Here is a 19537-nt window from a genome sequence, read left to right on the forward strand (position 1 = left end):
GGGCGGCCACCCCGTCCGCGTGTCCGCCCCCGGACGGCCGTCCCCGGCCCGACCCCCACCGACCAGGAGATGCTTCCCATGGAGACGAACCGCGCCCCCGAGGACCCGACCACCGCCCACGCCCCGCAGACCTCGGACGACACCGGCCGCCGTCGCGTGCTCCTGAAGCTCTCGGGCGAGGTGTTCGGCGGCGGCAAGATCGGTGTGGACCCGGAGACCGTCCGCGGGATCGCCGAGCAGATCGCCGCCGCGGCGGACCAGGTGGAGATCGCGATCGTCGTCGGCGGCGGCAACTTCTTCCGTGGCGCCGAGCTGTCCGAGAACGGGATGGACCGCCGTCGGGCCGACTACATGGGCATGCTCGGCACCGTGATGAACTGCCTGGCCCTGCAGGACTTCCTCATCCAGGCCGGGGTCACCACGCGCGTGCAGTCCGCCATCCACATGGAGCAGGTGGCGGAGTCCTACATCCCGCTGCGCGCCATCCGCCACATGCAGAAGGGCCGCGTCGTGATCTTCGGCGCAGGCACCGGCCTGCCCTACTTCTCCACGGACACCGTGGCGGCCCAGCGTGCCCTCGAGGTCGGGGCGGACGAGGTCCTGATGGCCAAGTCCGGCGTGGACGGCGTCTACACCGCGGACCCCAAGAAGGACCCCACCGCCGAGCGTCTCACGCACCTGACCTACGACGAGGCGCTGCTGCGGAACATCCGCGTGATGGACCTGACCGCCATGACCATGTGCAAGGACAACGACCTGGACATGCGCGTGTTCGGCATGGAGGGCCCGGGCAACGTGACCCGCGCCCTGCTCGGCGAGCCGATCGGCACCACCGTCACCGTCTGAGGCGCGCCGCGTAGGATGGCGGCAGACCTGTTCCACCACACCGAGGAGACACCGTGATCCAGGAGACCCTGCAGTCCGCCGAAGAGCAGATGGACCGCACCATCGAGGCCACGCGTGAGGACTTCGCCTCCGTGCGCACGGGCCGCGCCAACCCGGGCCTCTACTCCAAGGTGATGGTCGACTACTACGGCTCGTTCACCCCGCTGCAGCAGCTGGCGTCCTTCACCACCACGGACGCCCGCACGCTGCTCATCACCCCGTTCGACCAGTCGGCCCTGCGCAACATCGAGAAGGCGCTGTCCGAGTCCGAGGTCGGCGCGAACCCGTCCAACGACGGCAAGGTCATCCGCATCGTGATGCCGGAGCTGACCGAGGAGCGCCGCAAGGAGTACGTGAAGCTGGTCAAGTCCAAGGCGGAGGAGCACAAGATCTCCGTGCGCAATGCCCGCCGCAAGGCCAAGGAGGCCATGGACAAGGCCGTCAAGGACGGCGAGGTCGGCGAGGACGAGGGCGCCCGCGGCGAGAAGGAGCTGGACGCGCTCACCAAACGCCACGTCGAGCTCATCGACGAGATGGCCAAGAACAAGGAGCAGGAGCTGCTGGAGGTCTGAGCCTCCCGCCGTCCGCGCTCGCCCCATGACCTCCCCATGACCTCCGCCGTGTCCACCTCGCCCGCACCTCCGCGCGGCGGCCGCGACCTCAAGTCCGCCGTCCTCGTGGGGGTGGGGCTGCTGGCGACGGCCCTGGTCGGCCTCTTCTGGCTCGACTGGCTGCTGGTCCTCCTCGTGGTCGCCCTGCTGGTCGGCGCGGTGTCCGAGATCGCGACGGCGGTGCGCGGCATCGGCCTGGACGTGCCGCGGCCCCCGCTCTGGGTGGCCGCGGCGGTCCTGCCGCTCACCGCGTGGCGGTGTGGGGTGCCCGCGCTGTTCATCGCCCTGGTGGCATGCCTGGCGCTGGTGGCCGTGTGGACGGCGCTGACGCGCCGGCGTCCGGCGGGCCAGTTCATGCTCGCGGGCGTGTTCATCGTGCTGTGGGCGCCGTTCCTGCTCTCCTTCGCCGCGGCGCTCCTGGACGAGCCGCTGGGGCACCGCATGGTGGCGGTCCTGCTGCTGATGGTGGTCTCCAACGACACGTTCGGCTACATCGTGGGCTACCGCTTCGGCCGCACCCCGATCGCCCCGCGCATCAGCCCCAAGAAGTCCTGGGAGGGCCTGGCCGGCTCCCTGGCGGGCTCGGTGCTGGTGGGCGTCGTCGCCGTCCCCCTGCTGGTCGGCCAGCCGTGGTGGGTCGGCGCCGTCCTCGGCGTGACCACCGTCGCCGCCGCCACCTCGGGGGACTTCTCTGAGTCCATGGTCAAGCGTGAGCTCGGCATCAAGGACATGTCCTCCGCCCTGCCCGGCCACGGCGGCGTGATGGACCGCCTGGACTCCCTCGTGTTCGCCGCGCCGGTGGCCTACACCGTGCTGGCGCTGCCCCTTACCTGATCCACCCCTCGACCCGGCACGTCCGGGACCCACACCGCAGGAGACGCCCATGACCCCCCGCACCACCCCGGACGCCGAGCCGGTCTTCGAGCTCGTCGAGCAGGACGAGATCGGCTACGAGACCACCCACGTGGACGCCTTCATGGCGCGTGCCCGTGAGGCGCGCGACGGCGGTGCCCCGCTGACGGCGGAGGAGGTGCGCCAGGCCCGCTTCGCGACCGTCAACGGCGGCTACGCCACGGACGAGGTGGACGACGAGCTGGACCGTCTGGAAGAGGAGCTGGCCGCCGCCGAGCGTCAGGCCTTCGTCGCCGAGCGCGGGGACGAGGACTGGGCCGCAGACCTCCAGGAGCGCGTGGCCGAGCTCGTGGCCCGCGCCGACCGGGCCCCGGCGGAGCGCTTCCGCCGCCCCTCCCGCGCGGACGCCGTGAGCTACGACGTGGACCAGGTGGACGCGCTCGTGGACCGTCTGCGCGTCACCCTGGCCGGTGCGGAGGACTCGACGGATCCCGGCGCCGAGGGCGGGCTGACCGCGGACGACGTGCGCCGCGCGTCGTTCGGCGAGGCCGAGGGTGCCGCCGGCTACGAGGAGGGCCAGGTCGACGCCTACCTCGACGCCGCCGTCGACGTGCTGCTGCGCCGCGCCTGACACCCGGCCCTCGCGCGGCGGCCCCGGGCAGAGTGGCGCAGATCACACTCACGTGAGTACAATCGCACCACCGAGACGCCGCGCGCTCCACCCCTGCTCGCGCATGCGTACAGCTCCCTCGCCCCGCACCGTGGGCGTCGATCGGAAGGCAGTGCAGTGACCCTCGTGGACCACACCCGTCCCACCGGCGGCCGATCCGCCGGCTCTCCGCCCCCGGCGGGCCCGGCCGAGGCCGTGGCGCTCCAGGTGCTCGACGCGGAGGGCCGCCGCCGTCCACAGCCGGAGCTCGACCCGTGGATCGAGGACGTCGACGCCGACGCCCTCGCCGCGCTGTACCGTCAGATGGCCGTGGTCCGGCGCCTCGACGTCGAGGCCACGCACCTGCAGCGTCAGGGCGAGCTGGCCCTGTGGCCCCCGCTGTTGGGCCAGGAGGCCGCCCAGGTGGGCTCCGCCGTCGCGCTGCGACCGGACGACTTCGTCTTCCCGTCCTACCGCGAGAACGGCGTGGCCCTGCTGCGCGGCGTCCCCGCGCTGGACCTGCTGCGGGTGTGGCGCGGCTCCACGTTCTCGAGCTGGGACCCGAACGAGGCGCGGGTGGCCACCCAGCAGATCATCATCGGCGCGCAGGCCCTGCACGCCGTCGGCTATGCGATGGGCGTCCAGCGGGACCAGGCGGACGTGGCCACGATCGTCTACTTCGGCGACGGCGCCACGAGCCAGGGGGACGTCAACGAGGCCATGGTCTTCAGCGCCTCCTACCAGTCGCCCGTGGTGTTCTTCTGCCAGAACAACCACTGGGCCATCTCCGAGCCCGTGCGCCTGCAGACCCGCCGCAGCATCGCGGACCGCCCGTGGGGCTTCGGCATCCCGTCGATGCGCGTGGACGGCAACGACGTCCTGGCCGTGCTCGCCGCGACCCGCGCCGCCGTCGAGCGCGCCGCCGACGGGGGCGGCCCCACCTTCATCGAGGCCGTCACCTACCGCATGGGCCCGCACACCACCGCGGACGACCCCACCCGCTACCGGGACGACGCCGAGCTCGCGGCCTGGAAGGCCCGTGACCCGCTGACCCGCGTGGAGGCACACCTGCGCACCCTCGACGTGGACGTGGACGCTGTGCTCGCGCAGGCCCAGACCGAGGCCGACGAGTTGGCGGCCGAGGTCCGCCGCGCCCTCGAGGCGCTCGAGGAGGACGGCGCGGACAGGCTGTTCGACGAGATCTACGCGGAGCCCCACCAGGAGCTCGAGCGGCAGCGCCGCGAGCACGCCCTCTACCTGCAGCAGTTCGGCGACGAGGAGGCGGGCGCGTGAGCGAGCGCATGACCTTCGGCCGTGCGATCAACCGCGGCCTGCACCGTGCCCTGGCCGACGACCCCAAGGTCCTGCTCATGGGCGAGGACATCGGCGCCCTCGGCGGCGTGTTCCGCATCACCGACGGCCTGCAGGCCGAGTTCGGCGAGGACCGGGTGCTCGACACCCCGCTGGCCGAGTCCGGCATCGTGGGCACGGCCATCGGCCTGGCGATGCGCGGCTACCGTCCCGTTGTCGAGATCCAGTTCGACGGCTTCGTGTACCCGGCGTTCGACCAGATCGTGGCGAACCTGGCCAAGCTGCGCGCCCGCACCCGTGGCGCCGTGCCGATGCCGGTGACCATCCGCATCCCCTTCGGCGGCGGCATCGGCTCCCCGGAGCACCACTCCGAGTCGCCCGAGGCCTACTTCCTGCACACCGCGGGCCTGCGCGTGGTCTCCCCGTCCTCCCCGCAGGAGGGGTACGACCTCATCCGCGCCGCGGTCGCCTCGGAGGACCCGGTGGTCTACCTCGAGCCCAAGCGTCGCTACCACGACAAGGGCGACGTGGACCTGGACGTCGCGATCCCGCCGATGAGCCCCGCCCGCATCCTGCGCGAGGGCCGTGACGCCACGCTCGTGGCCTATGGTCCGCTCGTGAAGACCGCCCTGCAGGCCGCCGAGGTGGCGGCCGAGGAGGGCGTCGAGGTCGAGGTGCTCGACCTGCGCAGCCTGTCCCCGCTGGACACCGGCCTGGTCGAGTCCTCGGTGCGGCGCACCGGCCGGCTCGTCGTCGCGCACGAGGCCTCCCGCACCGGCGGCCTCGGCGCCGAGCTCGTGGCCACGGTGGCCGAGCGCGCGTTCCATTGGCTCGAGGCCCCGCCGGTGCGCGTCACCGGCATGGACGTGCCCTACCCGCCGTCCAAGCTCGAGCACCTGCACCTGCCGGACCTCGACCGCATCCTCGACGGCCTGGACCGTGCTCTGGGCCGGCCGAATTCGCTGGACTCCGTGGACGCGTTCGCCGCCCCCGAGACCGCCGAGCAGTTCCTCGCCGCCCAGAACGCCGGGGAGGAGACCCGATGAGCCAGAAGACCTTCCGCCTGCCCGACCTCGGCGAGGGCCTGACCGAGTCCGAGATCGTGACGTGGCGCGTGGCCGAGGGCGACGCGGTGACCGTGAACCAGGTGCTCGCCGACGTCGAGACGGTCAAGGCCGTGGTCGAGGTCTCGAGCCCGTTCGCGGGCGTCGTCGCGGCCCTGCACGGCGCCGAGGGCGAGACCCTCGAGGTCGGTGCGCCCCTGGTGACCTTCACCCTCGAGGGCGCCGAGCCCGACGTTGGCGGGCCCGCCGAGGGCGACGGCCGCGTGCCCACCCTCGTCGGCTACGGCGCCGCGCCGGACACCGGCAAGCCCGGCCGCCGTGCTCGGCGCGGCTCAGCGGCACCGGCGACGTCGGCCGCCCCGGTGGGTGAGCCCGCCCGCGGACAGGCGCCGTCCACGTCGGAGGCGGCCCCGGCCGGCGCCGGGCGCCCGCAGCCCGAGGCCGCCGAGCCCGTCCGCGCGGACGCGGCCCCGGAAGCAGTGCGGGGCGCGGCGTCGGGCGAGCGGCCCCGCTGCACCCCACCCGTGCGCCTGTACGCGCGCCGCGCGGGCGTGGATCTGGAACAGGTCACCGGCACCGGCGTGGGCGGGGTCATCACCCGCGCGGACGTCGAGGCGTTCCTGGCCGGGGGCGGGCAGCCCGCGGCCGCGGCGACGCCGCCGCAGTCCGGCGCCGAGTCGGGCTCGACCGGGGGCGTCCGCACCCTGGGCGGCCGCCCGCGCACCGAGGCCGTGCCGGTCAAGGGCGTGCGGAAGGCGACGGCGGCGGCCATGGTGCAGTCCGCGTTCACCGCCCCGCACGTGACCGAGTTCCTGCAGGTGGACGTCACCGAGACCATGGAGCTGCTCGCCGAGCTCAAGGCCTCCCGCGAGTTCCGGGACGTCAAGCTCACGCCCATGACGCTCGCCGCCAAGGCGTGCCTCGTGGCGATGGAGCGCACCCCGGACGTCAACGCCCGGTGGGATGAGGCCGCCGGGACGATCGTGCAGCAGAACTTCGTCAACCTCGGCTTCGCCGCCGCCACCCCCCGCGGGCTGATGGTGCCGAACGTCAAGGACGCCCAGGCGATGAGCCTGAGGGAGCTGGCCGACGCCATCCGCGATCTCACGGGCCTCGCCCGCGAGGGGCGGCTGTCCCCGGCGGATCTGGCCGGCGGCACCTTCACGCTCACGAACGTCGGGGTGTTCGGCGTGGACGCGGGCACCCCGATCATCAACCCGGGCGAGGGGGCGATCATCGCGATCGGCCAGGTCCGGAGGATGCCGTGGGAGCACCGCGGTGAGATCGCCCTGCGGGACGTCATGACGCTGTCCCTCTCGTTCGACCACCGCTTCGTGGACGGCGAGCAGGGCTCGCGCTTCCTCGCAGACGTCGGCGCGATCCTGCGCCGCCCGGGTCTGACCCTGACCATGGTCTGAGCGCCCCGGACGCGCCGCGGCCCCGCCGCCCGGGCACCGGGGGGAGGCGGGGCCGTCGTCGTGGCAGGCCGGCGCGGCCGCGGGCACGGCGGGGGCCACGGGGCGCGCTCAGTCGGCGGCGGGCAGCTCCATCACGAGCTCGGTGATGACCTCGGCGCGGGCGTTGGAGAAGACCTTCTCCTCGCCGACGGTCTCGAAGCCGCGGCGGGAGAGCACCTTCACGGAGCCCACGTTGTCCTCGGGCACGTGCGCCCGCAGCGGGCGGGCGGTGTGCTCCTCGAGGAACCGGTCCACGGCCGCGGTCGTCAGGCCCAGGCCCCAGTAGTCCTGCGCGGTCCAGAAGGACAGCTCGCCCACGCCGTCCTGCTGGGTGCACACGAGCGCACCCACGGCGCGGCCCTCGTGCTCGATGGTCCGCACGACGGTGTCCTCGTCCCCGAGCAGGTGGGCCCAGTGGTAGTCGAAGACACCGCGGTCCCGGGGGTTGCGGGGGGCGAAGGCGGACATCAGGTTGGCCTGCTCGTCCTGCTGGTGGAGGAAGAACTCGTCCAGATCCTCGGGTCGGACGTCACGAAGAAGCACGGCGGTGGACCTCTCGGGGCGGGGTTCGACGGCGTCCGCCGTCGCGGGTACCGGCCACCGTACCACCGGGCACGACGTCGGCCCGCCGGGCCGGTGCCGCCCGCTCAGTCCTCGCCGGAGAGCGGCCCGGGGGCCGTGGCCGCGGCCCAGGCCATGGCCACGAGGGTCGCGCGGCGGGCCGCGCGGTCGGCCGCGGTGCGCCGCACCGAGCGGGGGGTGGAGTTGAGCAGGCCCAGCACGGCCTGGGCGCGGAACACGGCGGTGGCCTGGTCCTCGCGGGGGTGGACGACCTGCAGCTGGCGCGCCCACACGTCGATGTAGGCGCGCTGGGTGCGCGTGATGGCCGTGCGCGCGCCGTCGGGCAGGGCGGACATGTCGCGGTCCTGCACGCGGATCACGTCGCGCTGGGCGAGGGCGAAGTCCGCCTGGAAGCCGATGAGGGCCCGCAGGGTCTCCGCCCCCGGCGCGTGCTGCGCCTCGGCGGCCAGCCCGCCGTCGAGCAGGTCCTGCGAGGCCGTGTCGAGGATCGCCGTGAGCACGGCGGCCTTGCCGGCGAAGTGGCGGTAGATGGCGGGGCCGCTGATCCCGACCGCGGCGCCGATGTCCTCGAGGCGGACCGCGTCGAAGCCCCGGGCCGCGAACAGTCGCGCCGCGGCCGCGAGCAGGTCCACCCGGCGTCGGGCCTTGGCGGCCTCCCGGGCGGTCGGCGGGGTCGCCGGGGCGGCGGGGGACGCGGGATCGGCGGCGGGCATGGGTTCCACTGTAGGACGAGACGAGGCGCGCCGGGCGCCCGGTCGACGTCAGTGACGATCGTCACTACACTGAGGCTCGGTTCAGTTAGTCGTCATTCACTGAAGGGGGTCTCATGACCGCCAGCACCCCGGCCCCGGCCGCGCAGTCCGCGCCCACCGTGGCCGAGCGCAACGCGGCCGGCCACGCTCGGCTCGAGCAGGAGCTCGCCGACCTCGTCGCCCGCACGTCGCTCGGCGGGCCCGAGCGCTCGCGCGAGCGCCACACCGGCCGCGGCAAGCTGCTGGTGCGGGACCGCATCGACGCGCTGCTCGACGAGGGCTCGCCCTTCCTCGAGGTCGGCGCGCTGGCCGCGCACGGCCTGTACGGCGGGGACAGCCCCGCCGCCGGCGTCGTGGCGGGCATCGGCCTGGTCCACGGCCGCCTCGTGATGGTGGTGGGCAACGACGCCACCGTGAAGGGCGGCACCTACTACCCCATGACGGTGAAGAAGCACCTGCGGGCCCAGGAGATCGCCCTGGAGAACCGCCTGCCGTGCATCTACCTCGTGGACTCCGGCGGCGCGTTCCTGCCCCGCCAGGACGAGGTCTTCCCGGACCGCGAGCACTTCGGCCGCATCTTCTGGAACCAGGCGCTGCTCTCCTCGCAGCGCATCCCGCAGCTGGCCGCGGTGTGCGGCTCCTCCACGGCGGGCGGCGCGTACGTGCCGGCCATGTCGGACGAGACCGTGATCGTGCGCGAGCAGGGCACCATCTTCCTCGGCGGCCCCCCGCTCGTGAAGGCCGCGATCGGGGAGGACATCTCGCCCGAGGACCTCGGCGGCGGCCGGTTGCACGCCGAGCGCTCCGGCGTCGCGGACCACCTGGCGGACGACGACCTGCACGCCATGCAGATCCTCCGGGACATCGTGGCCACCCTGCCCCCGGCCGAGGCGCCGGCCTGGGAGGTCGCCCCCGCCGCGGAGCCCGCCAAGGACCCGGCCGAGCTGACCAGCGTCGTGCCCGTGGACGTGAACACCCCCTACGACGTGCGCGAGGTGATCGACCGCCTCGTGGACGGCGGCTCCGTCCACGAGTTCAAACCCCTCCACGGCACCACCCTGGTCACCGCGTTCGCACGGATCGACGGCCACCCCGTGGGCGTCCTCGCCAACAACGGCATCCTGTTCGGCGACTCCGCCCGCAAGGGCGCGCACTTCATCGAACTGTGCGACCAGCGCGGCACCCCGCTGCTGTTCCTGCAGAACATCTCCGGCTTCATGGTGGGCCGGGACGCGGAGGCCGGCGGCATCGCGCGCGACGGCGCCAAGATGGTCACCGCCGTCGCCACCGCCCGCGTGCCCAAGCTGACCGTGGTGATCGGCGGCTCGTTCGGCGCCGGCAACTACGCGATGTGCGGCCGCGCCTACTCACCCCGCTTCCTGTGGATGTGGCCGAACGCGCGCATCTCCGTGATGGGCGGCCCGCAGGCCTCCTCCGTGCTCACGCAGATCAAGCAGGACCAGCGGGCCGCCGCGGGGGAGGAGCCGATGTCCCCCGAGGAGGTCGAGGCCTTCCAGGCGCCGGTCCGTCGGCAGTACGAGGACCAGGGCAGCCCCCTGTACTCCACCGCCCGCCTCTGGGACGACGGGGTGATCACCCCCGGCCAGACCCGCCGGGTGCTCTCCCTGGCCCTCGACGTCATCTCCCGTTCCCCGCTGCCGGACTCCCGGTTCGGCCTGTTCCGCATGTGAGGCACCCGTGACCGAGAACCACGCCCAGGGGACGCCCCTGTTCGACACCGTGCTGGTGGCCAACCGCGGCGAGATCGCCGTGCGCGTCATCCGCACCCTGCGCCGCCTCGGCATCCGCTCGGTGGCCGTGCACTCCGACGCCGACGCCGACGCGCGGCACGTCCGCGAGGCGGACACGGCGGTCCGCCTCGGCCCGGCACCGGCCCGCGAGTCCTACCTGGACATCGACGCCGTCGTCGACGCCGCGCGCCGCACCGGCGCCCAGGCCGTGCACCCCGGCTACGGCTTCCTGTCCGAGAACGCCGACTTCGCCCGCGCGCTGGAGGCGGCCGGCATCGTGTTCGTGGGCCCTCCCGTGGGCTCGCTCGACGCGATGGCGGACAAGATCCGCGCGAAGGAGACCGTGGCCGCGTACGACGTGCCGGTGGTCCCCGGCATCCAGGACCCCACGCTCACCGACGCGCAGATCACGGCCGAGGCCGAGCACGTCGGCTTCCCGCTGCTGATCAAGCCCTCCGCGGGAGGCGGCGGCAAGGGCATGGTGGCCGTGCGCGCCGCCGAGGAGCTGCCCGGCGCCCTCGCCTCGGCCCGACGCACGGCGCGCTCGGCGTTCGGCGACGACACCCTGCTGCTCGAGCGGCTCATCACCGCGCCCCGGCACGTCGAGGTGCAGGTGTTCGCGGACGCCCACGGCGCCACCGTGCACCTGGGTGAGCGCGAGTGCTCCCTGCAGCGCCGCCACCAGAAGGTGATCGAGGAGGCCCCCGCGCCCCTGCTGACCGGGCTGGCGCACGGGGCCGAGCTCCGCGAGCGCCTGGGCCGGGCCGCCGTGGACGCGGCCGTGTCCGTGGGCTATCGCGGCGCCGGCACCGTCGAGTTCCTCGTCTCGGACGAGAACCCGGACGAGTTCTTCTTCATGGAGATGAACACCCGCCTGCAGGTGGAGCACCCGGTCTCCGAGGAGGTCGTCCGGGTGCGCGGACAGCGCCTGGACTTCGTGGAGCTGCAGCTGCGCATCGCCGCGGGGGAGCCGCTCGGCTTCGCCCAGGAGGACGTGAGCCTCGACGGCGCCGCCGTCGAGGCCCGCGTCTACGCGGAGGACCCCGCGAACGGCTTCCTGCCCTCCACCGGGCCGGTGCTGCGCTGGCGCGAGCCCGCCGGCGAGGGCGTCCGCGTCGACACGCTCCTGCTGCCCTCGCAGGGCGAGGAGCGTGCGTTCGGCTCTGGGCCCGCCACCGCCGTCGGCGCCGTGGACCCCGTGGACGTCGACGGCGCTCAGCCCGAGATCACCGGCTTCTACGACCCGATGATCGCCAAGCTCATCGCTCGTGGCGCCGACCGCACCGAGGCCCTCGAGCGGCTCGACGCCGCGCTCGCGGACACCGTGCTGTTCGGCGTCCGCTCCAACCTGGGCTGGCTGCGCGAGCTCGCCGCTCGTGAGGACGTGCAGGCCGGCCGGCTCACCACCGAGCTGATCGACGGCCTCGAGGCGTGGACCGCCCCCGCGCTGCCCGAGGACCTCGCCGCCCTCGCGGCCGAGGCCCTGGCCGACGTGTCCGAGGACGCGGCCGCCGCCGAGCAGCGCGCGGCCGGCACCGCGTGGGCCCGGGCGGACGGCTGGCGCGGCGCAGGCGCCCCGCAGCCCGGGATGCGCGTCCGGGTGGGGGACGAGGACCGCATCCTCACCGCCCCCGCCGCCGACGCCGAGGTGGACGAAGACGCCGGAGCCCTGGCGGGCGTCAACCTCCTGGCCGGTGACCCGCGGGACCCGCGCTCGGCGTGGCTGCACCGCGACGGCGCCGCGTGGCAGGTCCGCCGCCTCACCCGGGCCGAGGTGGTCGAGGCCGCCCGCGCGGCCGCGGCCGCGCGCCGTGCCCCGGCCGGCGCAGCGTCCCCCGAGGCCCGCACACCCATGCCGGGCACCGTCGTCGCCGTGTCCGTGGCCACCGGGGACACCGTGGCCGCGGGCCAGGAGCTGGCGGTGGTCGAGGCCATGAAGATGGAGCACCCCGTCACGGCCGCCGTCGCCGGCGTCGTGACCGTCCACGTCGCCGAGGGCGACCCCGTGGCCGCGCAGGCGTTGATCGCCGTCGTCGAGCCCGCCGAGAACGCAGCACCCGAAGAGAACGCCTGAGAACAGGAGAGGACCATGAGCACCAAGCACCGCACCCTGCCCGCCCTCGAGGAGGACTACCAGGTCCTCTCCGACACCGTCCGCGAGTTCGCCGACGAGGTCGTGGCCCCGGTCTCCGCCGAGCTGGACGCCAAGCACGAGTTCCCGTATGAGATCGTGGCCCAGATGGGCGAGATGGGCCTGTTCGGCCTGCCGTTCCCCGAGGAGTACGGCGGCATGGGCGGCGACTACTTCGCCCTGGCCCTGGCCCTCGAGCAGCTCGGCCGCGTCAACCAGTCCGTGGCCATCACCCTCGAGGCCGGCGTCTCCCTGGGCGCCATGCCGCTGCTGAAGTTCGGCACCGAGGAGCAGAAGCAGCGCTGGCTGCCGGACCTCGTGGCCGGCACGCACCTGGCCGGCTTCGGCCTCACCGAGCCGGGCGCGGGCTCCGACGCCGGCGGCACCCAGACCACCGCCGCGCTCGAGGACGGCCAGTGGCGCATCAACGGCGCCAAGGAGTTCATCACCAACTCCGGCACGGACATCACCTCGCTCGTCACCGTCACCGCCGTGACCGGCACCGTGGAGGGCAGGACCGGCCACGACGGCCGCCCCGCCAAGGAGATCTCCACGATCCTCGTGCCCGCCGGCACCGAGGGCTTCTCCGTGGCCAAGGCCTACGACAAGGTCGGCTGGAACTCCTCGGACACCCACGCCCTGCACTTCACGGACGCGCGCGTGCCGGAGGAGAACCTGCTGGGCGCCCGCGGCCGCGGCTTCGCCCACTTCCTCGAGATCCTCGACGAGGGCCGCATCGCCATCGCGGCCCTGGCCACCGGAGCGGCCCAGGGCTGCGTGGACGAGTCGGTCGCCTACGCCACGCAGCGGACCTCGTTCGGCCAGAAGATCGGGCAGTTCCAGGCCGTGTCCTTCAAGATCGCCCGCATGCAGGCCCGCGCGCACGCCGCCCGCCTGGCCTACTACGAGGCCGCCCAGAAGATGCTGGCCGGCAAGCCGTTCAAGACCGAGGCCGCCATGGCCAAGCTGATCGCCGGCGAGGCCGCCATGGACAACGCCCGGGACGCCACCCAGGTGTTCGGCGGCTACGGCTTCATGAACGAGACCCTCGTGGCCCGTCACTACCGCGACTCCAAGATCCTCGAGATCGGCGAGGGCACCACCGAGGTGCAGCTCATGCTGATCGCCCGCGAGCTGGGCCTCTGACGTGACAGAACGCGTCGAGATCGAGCAGCGGGGCCGCTACGCGGACGAGCTGGCGGTCGGTCAGGTCTACCTGCACCGGCCCGGCCGCACGCTCACCGAGGCGGACAACGTGCTGTTCACCACCCTCACCATGAATCCGCAGGCCCTGCACCTGGACCACGCGTACGCGGCGGCCCAGCCGTTCGGCCGCCCGCTGGTCAACTCGATGCTGACGCTGTCCACCCTGGTGGGCCTCGCCGTCGGGCAGACCACGCAGGGCACGCTCGTGGCCCAGCTCGGCCTGGGGGAGATCGCGTTCCCGAAGCCGGTCTTCCACGGGGACACGCTCTACGGGCGCTCCGAGGTCACCGCGATCCGCGAGTCCTCCTCGCGGCCGGGGCAGCGGATCGTCACGTTCGCGATGACGGGGGAGAACCAGCACGGCGACGTCGTCGTCCGCGCCCAGCGCACCTGTCTGATGTGGACCGCGCAGGCGCACGCGGAGGCCAAGGCGAAGGCCGCCGACGCCGCAGGGACGGGAGAGCGGGCATGAGCGCGCTGACCCTCGGACCGGCCGTCATGTTCACCCCGGCGGACCGCCCCGAGCGGTACGCCACGGCGCTCGAACGCGCGGACGCGGTGATCCTCGACCTCGAGGACGCCGTCATCCCGGAGGCCCGGCCCGCCGCGCGGGACGCCGTCGCGGCGGCCTGGGCGGGGCGGGCGACGGGCGGGGTCGACGGCGGCCCGCTGGACGAGGACCGCGTGGTGGTGCGCGTGAACCCCGCGGGCACCGCGGACCACGACGCCGACCTGGCCATGCTCGCCGGGACGGGCTGGCGCACGCTCATGCTCGCCAAGGCCGAGTCCGCCGCGCAGGTGGACGGGGTCGTCGCCGCCCTCGGACCGCAGACCCGCGTCGTCGCCCTGTGCGAGACCGCGGCCGGGATCCTTGCCGCCGCCGAACTGGCCGCCCACCCGCACGTGGGTGCGCTGATGTGGGGCGCCGAGGACCTCGTGGCGTCGATGGGCGGCAGCTCCTCCCGTACCCCCGAGGGCGCCTACCGCTCCGTGGTCCAGCACGCCCGCGCGACGGTGCTGCTGGCGGCGGCCGCCCACGGCGCGGCCGCATGGGACGCCGTCCACCTGGACCTCGGCGACGAGGCCGGGCTGGCCGCCGAGGCCGAGGACGCCGTCGCCCTGGGCTGCACCGCGACCGTGTGCCTGCACCCGCGCCAGGTGCCCGTCGTGCGCTCCGCCTACACGCCCGCCCCGGAGGCCGTCGAGCGCGCCCGGCGCGTCCTCGCCGCGGCCGAGGGCCGACACGGGGCCTTCGAGCTGGACGGGACGATGGTCGACGAGGTGGTCCTCGCCCAGGCCCGCGCGGTCCTGCGCCGCGCGGACGCGGCCCGGCCCGCGAGTCCCTGACCGGCTCCTCGGCGGCCCCGTGCCCCGGCGGCTCCGTGCCGTCGGGGCGCGGCCGTGTCCGCACGGCTGCGCCCCGGGGCTGTCACAGGGGCGCACGGCCCAGGGGTGCGCTTGACGGCGCACCCCTCCGACCGCCAGAGTGTGGTTGTCATCACAGTGATCTGTCTCACACTGATCCGTCCCACGCACCCCGGAGGGCCCATGTCATCCAGCGAGCCCACGGCGCCGGTCCCCACGGCCGCGCAGTTCCGCGCCGCTCAGCAGTCCGAGGAGTTCATCGAGCTCCGGCGCACCCACCGATCCTTCGCCTTCCCCATGACCGTGGCGTTCTTCGTCTGGTACCTGGTGTTCGTGATCGTCGGCGCGTTCTTCCCCGAGTTCATGGCGATCCGCCTCGGCGGCAACATCACCCTCGGCCTGGTCCTCGGACTGCTGCAGTTCGTCACCACGTTCCTGATCACCTTCGCCTACGTCCGTTTCTCCAACCGGACCCTGGACCCCCGCGCCACGGCGCTGCGCGAGCGCCTCGAGCGCGAGGCGGCCGGCGCCCCCGAGAACCCGGAGGCCACGCGATGAGCGCGCTCACCCCCCTGCTCCAGGCCGCCGCGCAGACGGTCGGCAACCCCGCCGTGAACATCGGCATCTTCGTCGCCTTCGTGGTGGTCACCCTCGTGATCGTGATCCGCGCGTCCAAGACGAACGCGTCCTCGGCCGACTACTACGCCGGCGGCCGCGGCTTCTCCGGCACCCAGAACGGCACGGCCATCGCGGGTGACTACCTCTCCGCGGCCTCGTTCCTGGGCATCGTGGGCGCGATCGCCCTCTACGGCTACGACGGCTTCCTCTACTCGATCGGCTTCCTCGTGGCGTGGCTCGTGGCCCTGCTGCTGGTGGCCGAGCTGCTGCGCAACACCGGCAAGTTCACCATGGCGGACGTGCTCTCCTTCCGGCTGCGCCAGAAGCCCGTGCGCATCGCCGCCGCCTTCGGCACCATGGCCGTCTGCCTCTTCTACCTCCTGGCCCAGATGGCCGGCGCCGGCGGCCTGGTGTCCCTGCTGCTGAACATCAACGACCGGGCCGGCCAGGCCCTCGTGATCGTGATCGTGGGCGTGCTGATGATCGTCTACGTGCTGATCGGCGGCATGAAGGGCACCACCTACGTGCAGATCATCAAGGCGATCCTGCTGATCGCCGGCGCGGGGATCATGACCGTGTGGTCGCTGGCCCTGTTCGGCTTCGACTTCAACGCCCTGCTGGGGGCCGCCGTCGAGATGAACCCGAAGGGCGAGGCGATCCTCGAGCCGGGCCTGCAGTACGGCGCCAGCGCGCTGACCCGCCTCGACTTCGTGTCCCTGGGCATCGCGCTCGTGCTCGGCACCGCCGGCCTGCCGCACGTGCTCATGCGGTTCTACACGGTGCCCACCGCCAAGGAGGCGCGCAAGTCCGTGGTGTGGGCCATCGTCCTCATCGGCGCGTTCTACCTGTTCACCCTCGTGCTGGGCTACGGCGCCGGCGCGCTGATCGGCCCCGAGCGCATCCTGGCCGCGCCCGGCGGGCAGAACTCCGCGGCCCCGCTGCTGGCGTTCGAGCTCGGCGGCTCCATCCTGCTGGGCCTGATCTCGGCGGTCGCGTTCGCCACCATCCTCGCGGTGGTCGCGGGCCTGGCCATCACGGCGGCGGCGTCCTTCGCCCACGACGTGTACGGCTCCGTGATCGCCAAGCACCCGCTCACCCCGCAGGAGGAGGTGCGGATCGGCAAGATCACCGTGGTGGTGATCGGCGTCCTGGCGATCGTCGGCGGCATCGCCGCCCAGGGCCAGAACGTGGCGTTCCTCGTGGCGCTCGCCTTCGCGGTGGCGGCCTCGGCGAACCTGCCGACCATCCTCTACTCCCTGTTCTGGCGGCGCTTCACCACCCGCGGCGCGGTGTGGTCGATGTACGGCGGACTGCTCTCCGCGATCATCCTGATCGTCCTGTCCCCGGTGATGTCCGGGACGCCGACCTCGATGATCCCGGGCGCGGACTTCGCGGTGTTCCCGCTGAAGAACCCGGGCATCGTCTCCATCCCGCTGGCCTTCTTCCTCGGCTGGCTCGGCTCGGTGACCTCGTCGCGCGCCGAGGACCCGGACAAGCAGGCCGAGATGGAGGTCCGCTCCCTCACCGGCATCGGCGCCGAGAAGCCGGTGCAGCACTGATCCGCGGCTGACCCGGCCCCACGGGGGTCGGCGGGGCGGGACGTCGCGGTGCGGTGTCCGTCCGGCCGGCCCCCCGTCCGTGTCCAGGCCCGACTGGCATCATGGCGGGGTGACGCACGGATCCCTCACCGACTACACGCTGCCCGCCCCCGCCCCGGCGGACGACGACGGCGCCCCGCGCGCCGTCGCCCTGATCGGCTCCACGGGCTCGATCGGCACCCAGGGCCTCGACGTGATCGCCCAGGACCCCGCCCGGCTCCGGGCCGTCGCGCTCGCGGGCGGGGCGAACACGACCCTGCTGGCCGAGCAGGCCGTGCGCTTCGAGGTCGAGGCGGTGGGCTCCGCCGCGGCGGGGGAGGAGGAGCTGCGGGCCGCCCTCGCCGACGCCGCCGCCCGTCTCGGGCGCCCGGCCCCCCGACCCGTGCTGTTCACCGGTCCGTGCGCCGCCGAGCAGATCGCCGCGTGGCCCGGCGCCGACACCGTGCTCAACGGGATCACGGGCTCGATCGGCCTGCGGCCCACCCTCGCCGCGCTGCACGCCGGCCACCGCCTGGCCCTGGCCAACAAGGAGTCGCTCATCGTCGGCGGGGCCCTCGTGAAGGCGGCCGCCCGCCCGGGCCAGCTCGTGCCGGTGGACTCCGAGCACTCCGCGCTCGCGCAGGCGCTGCGCGGGGGCACGGCGGACGAGGTCCGCCGCCTCGTGCTCACGGCCTCGGGCGGGCCGTTCCGCGGCCTGGACCGCGCCGCCCTGCACGCCGTCACGCCCGCCCAGGCCCTCGCACACCCCACGTGGGACATGGGCCGCGTCGTCACCACCAACTCCGCCTCCCTCGTGAACAAGGCCCTCGAGGTGATCGAGGCCCACCTGCTGTTCGACGTGCCCCTGGACCGGATCGACGTCGTGGTCCACCCGCAGTCCGTGGTCCACTCGATGGTCGAGTTCGTCGACGGGTCCACGCTCGCCCAGGCCTCCCCGCCGGACATGCGCCTGCCCATCGCCCTGGGGCTGTGCTGGCCGCGCCGTCTCCCGGGCGCGGCCCCGGCCGGCGACTGGACGCGGGCGGCCACCTGGACGTTCGAGCCCCTCGACGAGGAGGCCTTCCCCGCGGTACGGGCCGCGAAGGAGGCGGCGGCCGCCTCGCCCACCCACATGGCCGTGTTCAACGCCGCCAACGAGGAGTCCGTGGACGCCTTCCACGCCGGCGCCCTGCCCTTCGACGGGATCGTGGACACGGTCCGCGCCGTCGTCGCCGACTATGCCCCCGAGCACGTGCTCGCCGCGGCCGGCCACGACCCCGCGCCGACGGGGCTCACCGTGGATGCCGTGCTCGCCGCCGAGGCCTGGGCGCGCCGTGCGGCGCGGGCCCGCTGGTGACCGTCGTGGAGATCCTCTGGTACGTCGCGGGCGTCCTCGCGGTCGCGCTGGGCCTGGCGGTCTCGATCGCCCTGCACGAGATCGGCCACCTCGTCCCGGCCAAGCTCTTCGGCGTGCGCGTCACGCAGTACATGATCGGCTTCGGCCCGACGCTCGTCTCGTGGCGCCGCGGCGAGACGGAGTACGGGTTCAAGGCCGTGCCGCTGGGCGGCTACGTCGCGATGATCGGGATGCTGCCCCCGCCGCGGCCCGGGCAGACGCCCCGCGCGGCGTCCACGGGCTTCGTCCAGCAGCTGGGCCGCATGGCCGACGACGCGCGGGCCCAGGCCGCCGAGGAGGTCCGCCCCGGCGACGAGCACCGCCGCTTCCTCGCCCTGCCGGTATGGAAGCGGGTGGTGATCATGCTCGGCGGGCCGTTCATGAACCTGCTCATCGCGCTGGGCGCCACCGCCCTGCTGGTCACCACGGTGGGCACCTCGCAGCCCAGCACCACCGTCGCCGAGGTCTACCGGTGCGTGGTCACGATGCAGGAGCAGCAGGCCCGCGCCGCCTCGGGCGGGACAGAGGACTGCCGCCCGGGCGATCCCGCCGCGCCCGCCCACGAGGCGGGACTGCGCCCCGGGGACACCGTGCTCGCCTTCGACGGGCGGCCGGTCTCCGACTGGGACGCCCTCTCCGCCGCGATCCGGGACCGCGCCGGACAGCCCACCCGGATCGAGTGGGAGCGCGACGGCGAGCGGATGAGCGCCACCCTGACCCCGCGCCTGACGGAACGGCCCGTGACGGACGCGCTGGGCCGGCCCGAGCGGGCCCCGGACGGGACCGTCGCGACCCACGAGGTCGGGTTCATCGGCATGGGCGCGCAGCTCGAGACGGTCCGCGGCACTCCGCTCGACGCCGGCCCGCTCGTGGCCCAGCAGGTGCGGGGCGTCGTCGACGTCGTCCTCGTGCTGCCGCAGCGGCTGTGGGACACCGCCGTCGCCGTGGTGACCCCGGCCGAGCGCGACCCGGACGGACCGATGTCCGTGGTGGGCGTCGGACGGATCGCCGGGGAGGCGGCGGCGCTCGAGCAGGCCACGCTGACGGACAAGGCCGCCCTGCTGCTGTCCCTGCTGGCGGGCGTGAACGTGGCGCTCATGGTGTTCAACCTCATCCCGCTGCTCCCGCTCGACGGCGGCCACGTGGCCGGCGCCCTGTGGGAGGCGGTCCGCCGAGGCTGGGCCCGGCTCACGGGCCGCCCCGACCCGGGGCCGTTCGACCTGGCCCGCATGCTGCCGCTGACCTACGCGGTGGGCGCGGCGATGCTGCTCATGGGCGTCATCCTGATCGTGGCGGACATCGTGGAGCCGGTCCGGCTGTTCTGAGCCCG

Annotated in this window: 18 protein-coding genes; 16 read left to right on the forward strand and 2 right to left on the reverse strand. The window is 74.0% G+C overall.

Annotated features, from left to right (window positions below):
* Window positions 1–78: 78 nt before the first annotated feature.
* The 7 genes from pyrH to MF605_RS08740 all read left to right on the forward strand — a co-directional run bounded on the left by pyrH (window position 79) and on the right by MF605_RS08740 (window position 6790).
* Window positions 79–846, forward strand: a complete 768-nt coding sequence (gene pyrH, locus MF605_RS08710) for a UMP kinase (RefSeq protein ID WP_002857706.1) — start codon at window positions 79–81, stop codon at window positions 844–846.
* Window positions 847–899: 53 nt separating this feature from the next.
* The gene (gene frr, locus MF605_RS08715; RefSeq protein WP_036314042.1) at window positions 900–1457 is read left to right on the forward strand and encodes a ribosome recycling factor; all 558 of its coding nucleotides are present in this window, start codon (window positions 900–902) and stop codon (window positions 1455–1457) included.
* A gap of 36 nt (window positions 1458–1493) precedes the next feature.
* Window positions 1494–2330: a phosphatidate cytidylyltransferase gene (locus MF605_RS08720; RefSeq protein ID WP_134416506.1), complete on the forward strand. Its 837-nt coding sequence runs from the start codon at window positions 1494–1496 to the stop codon at window positions 2328–2330.
* Window positions 2331–2379: 49 nt separating this feature from the next.
* A complete protein-coding gene (locus tag MF605_RS08725) occupies window positions 2380–2979 on the forward strand; it encodes a DivIVA domain-containing protein (RefSeq protein ID WP_134416508.1) in 600 nt (199 codons plus the stop codon).
* A gap of 156 nt (window positions 2980–3135) precedes the next feature.
* Window positions 3136–4290, forward strand: coding sequence for a pyruvate dehydrogenase (acetyl-transferring) E1 component subunit alpha (pdhA, locus tag MF605_RS08730; RefSeq protein ID WP_049147670.1), 1155 nt, complete (start codon window positions 3136–3138; stop codon window positions 4288–4290).
* An 8-nt stretch (window positions 4291–4298) separates the two neighbouring features.
* On the forward strand, window positions 4299–5354 hold the full coding sequence (locus MF605_RS08735; protein ID WP_050773885.1) for an alpha-ketoacid dehydrogenase subunit beta: 1056 nt from the start codon (window positions 4299–4301) through the stop codon (window positions 5352–5354).
* The gene (locus MF605_RS08740) at window positions 5351–6790 is read left to right on the forward strand and encodes a dihydrolipoamide acetyltransferase family protein (RefSeq protein ID WP_134416510.1); all 1440 of its coding nucleotides are present in this window, start codon (window positions 5351–5353) and stop codon (window positions 6788–6790) included. Before MF605_RS08735 ends, MF605_RS08740 begins: the two co-directional genes overlap by 4 nt.
* A 108-nt stretch (window positions 6791–6898) precedes the next feature.
* Here MF605_RS08740 and MF605_RS08745 read toward each other — a convergent pair whose 3' ends face one another.
* Both MF605_RS08745 and MF605_RS08750 read right to left on the reverse strand, forming a co-directional pair.
* A complete protein-coding gene (locus MF605_RS08745) occupies window positions 6899–7372 on the reverse strand; it encodes a GNAT family N-acetyltransferase (protein ID WP_051995227.1) in 474 nt (157 codons plus the stop codon).
* A gap of 104 nt (window positions 7373–7476) precedes the next feature.
* Complete coding sequence (locus tag MF605_RS08750; RefSeq protein ID WP_036338402.1) at window positions 7477–8124, reverse strand: TetR/AcrR family transcriptional regulator; 648 nt, start codon at window positions 8122–8124, stop codon at window positions 7477–7479.
* A 113-nt stretch (window positions 8125–8237) separates the two neighbouring features.
* Between MF605_RS08750 and MF605_RS08755 the strand changes: the two genes are divergently transcribed.
* The 9 genes from MF605_RS08755 to MF605_RS08795 all read left to right on the forward strand — a co-directional run bounded on the left by MF605_RS08755 (window position 8238) and on the right by MF605_RS08795 (window position 19532).
* The gene (locus MF605_RS08755) at window positions 8238–9854 is read left to right on the forward strand and encodes a carboxyl transferase domain-containing protein (protein WP_134416512.1); all 1617 of its coding nucleotides are present in this window, start codon (window positions 8238–8240) and stop codon (window positions 9852–9854) included.
* 7 nt (window positions 9855–9861) lie between these two features.
* Window positions 9862–11988: an acetyl/propionyl/methylcrotonyl-CoA carboxylase subunit alpha gene (locus MF605_RS08760; RefSeq protein WP_134416514.1), complete on the forward strand. Its 2127-nt coding sequence runs from the start codon at window positions 9862–9864 to the stop codon at window positions 11986–11988.
* A gap of 15 nt (window positions 11989–12003) precedes the next feature.
* Entirely contained in the window at window positions 12004–13191 is a 1188-nt protein-coding gene (locus MF605_RS08765; protein WP_036314059.1) for an acyl-CoA dehydrogenase family protein, read from the forward strand.
* 1 nt (window position 13192) lies between these two features.
* Entirely contained in the window at window positions 13193–13723 is a 531-nt protein-coding gene (locus MF605_RS08770; RefSeq protein ID WP_002855019.1) for a MaoC family dehydratase, read from the forward strand.
* Complete coding sequence (locus MF605_RS08775) at window positions 13720–14598, forward strand: HpcH/HpaI aldolase/citrate lyase family protein (protein ID WP_134416516.1); 879 nt, start codon at window positions 13720–13722, stop codon at window positions 14596–14598. The genes MF605_RS08770 and MF605_RS08775 overlap by 4 nt, the downstream gene beginning before the upstream one ends.
* A gap of 201 nt (window positions 14599–14799) precedes the next feature.
* Entirely contained in the window at window positions 14800–15174 is a 375-nt protein-coding gene (locus MF605_RS08780) for a DUF485 domain-containing protein (protein WP_134416518.1), read from the forward strand.
* Window positions 15171–16793, forward strand: coding sequence for a monocarboxylic acid transporter (locus MF605_RS08785; RefSeq protein WP_134416520.1), 1623 nt, complete (start codon window positions 15171–15173; stop codon window positions 16791–16793). Before MF605_RS08780 ends, MF605_RS08785 begins: the two co-directional genes overlap by 4 nt.
* Before the next feature lie 139 nt (window positions 16794–16932).
* Window positions 16933–18168 carry a 1-deoxy-D-xylulose-5-phosphate reductoisomerase gene (gene dxr, locus MF605_RS08790; protein ID WP_166795261.1) on the forward strand — a complete coding sequence of 412 codons (1236 nt, stop codon included), beginning with the start codon at window positions 16933–16935 and terminating at the stop codon, window positions 18166–18168.
* On the forward strand, window positions 18165–19532 hold the full coding sequence (locus tag MF605_RS08795; RefSeq protein WP_041104226.1) for a M50 family metallopeptidase: 1368 nt from the start codon (window positions 18165–18167) through the stop codon (window positions 19530–19532). Before dxr ends, MF605_RS08795 begins: the two co-directional genes overlap by 4 nt.
* Window positions 19533–19537 lie beyond the last annotated feature (5 nt).

It is taken from the genome of Micrococcus luteus (genome assembly GCF_022664405.1).
Taxonomy (GTDB): Bacteria; Actinomycetota; Actinomycetes; order Actinomycetales; family Micrococcaceae; genus Micrococcus; species Micrococcus luteus.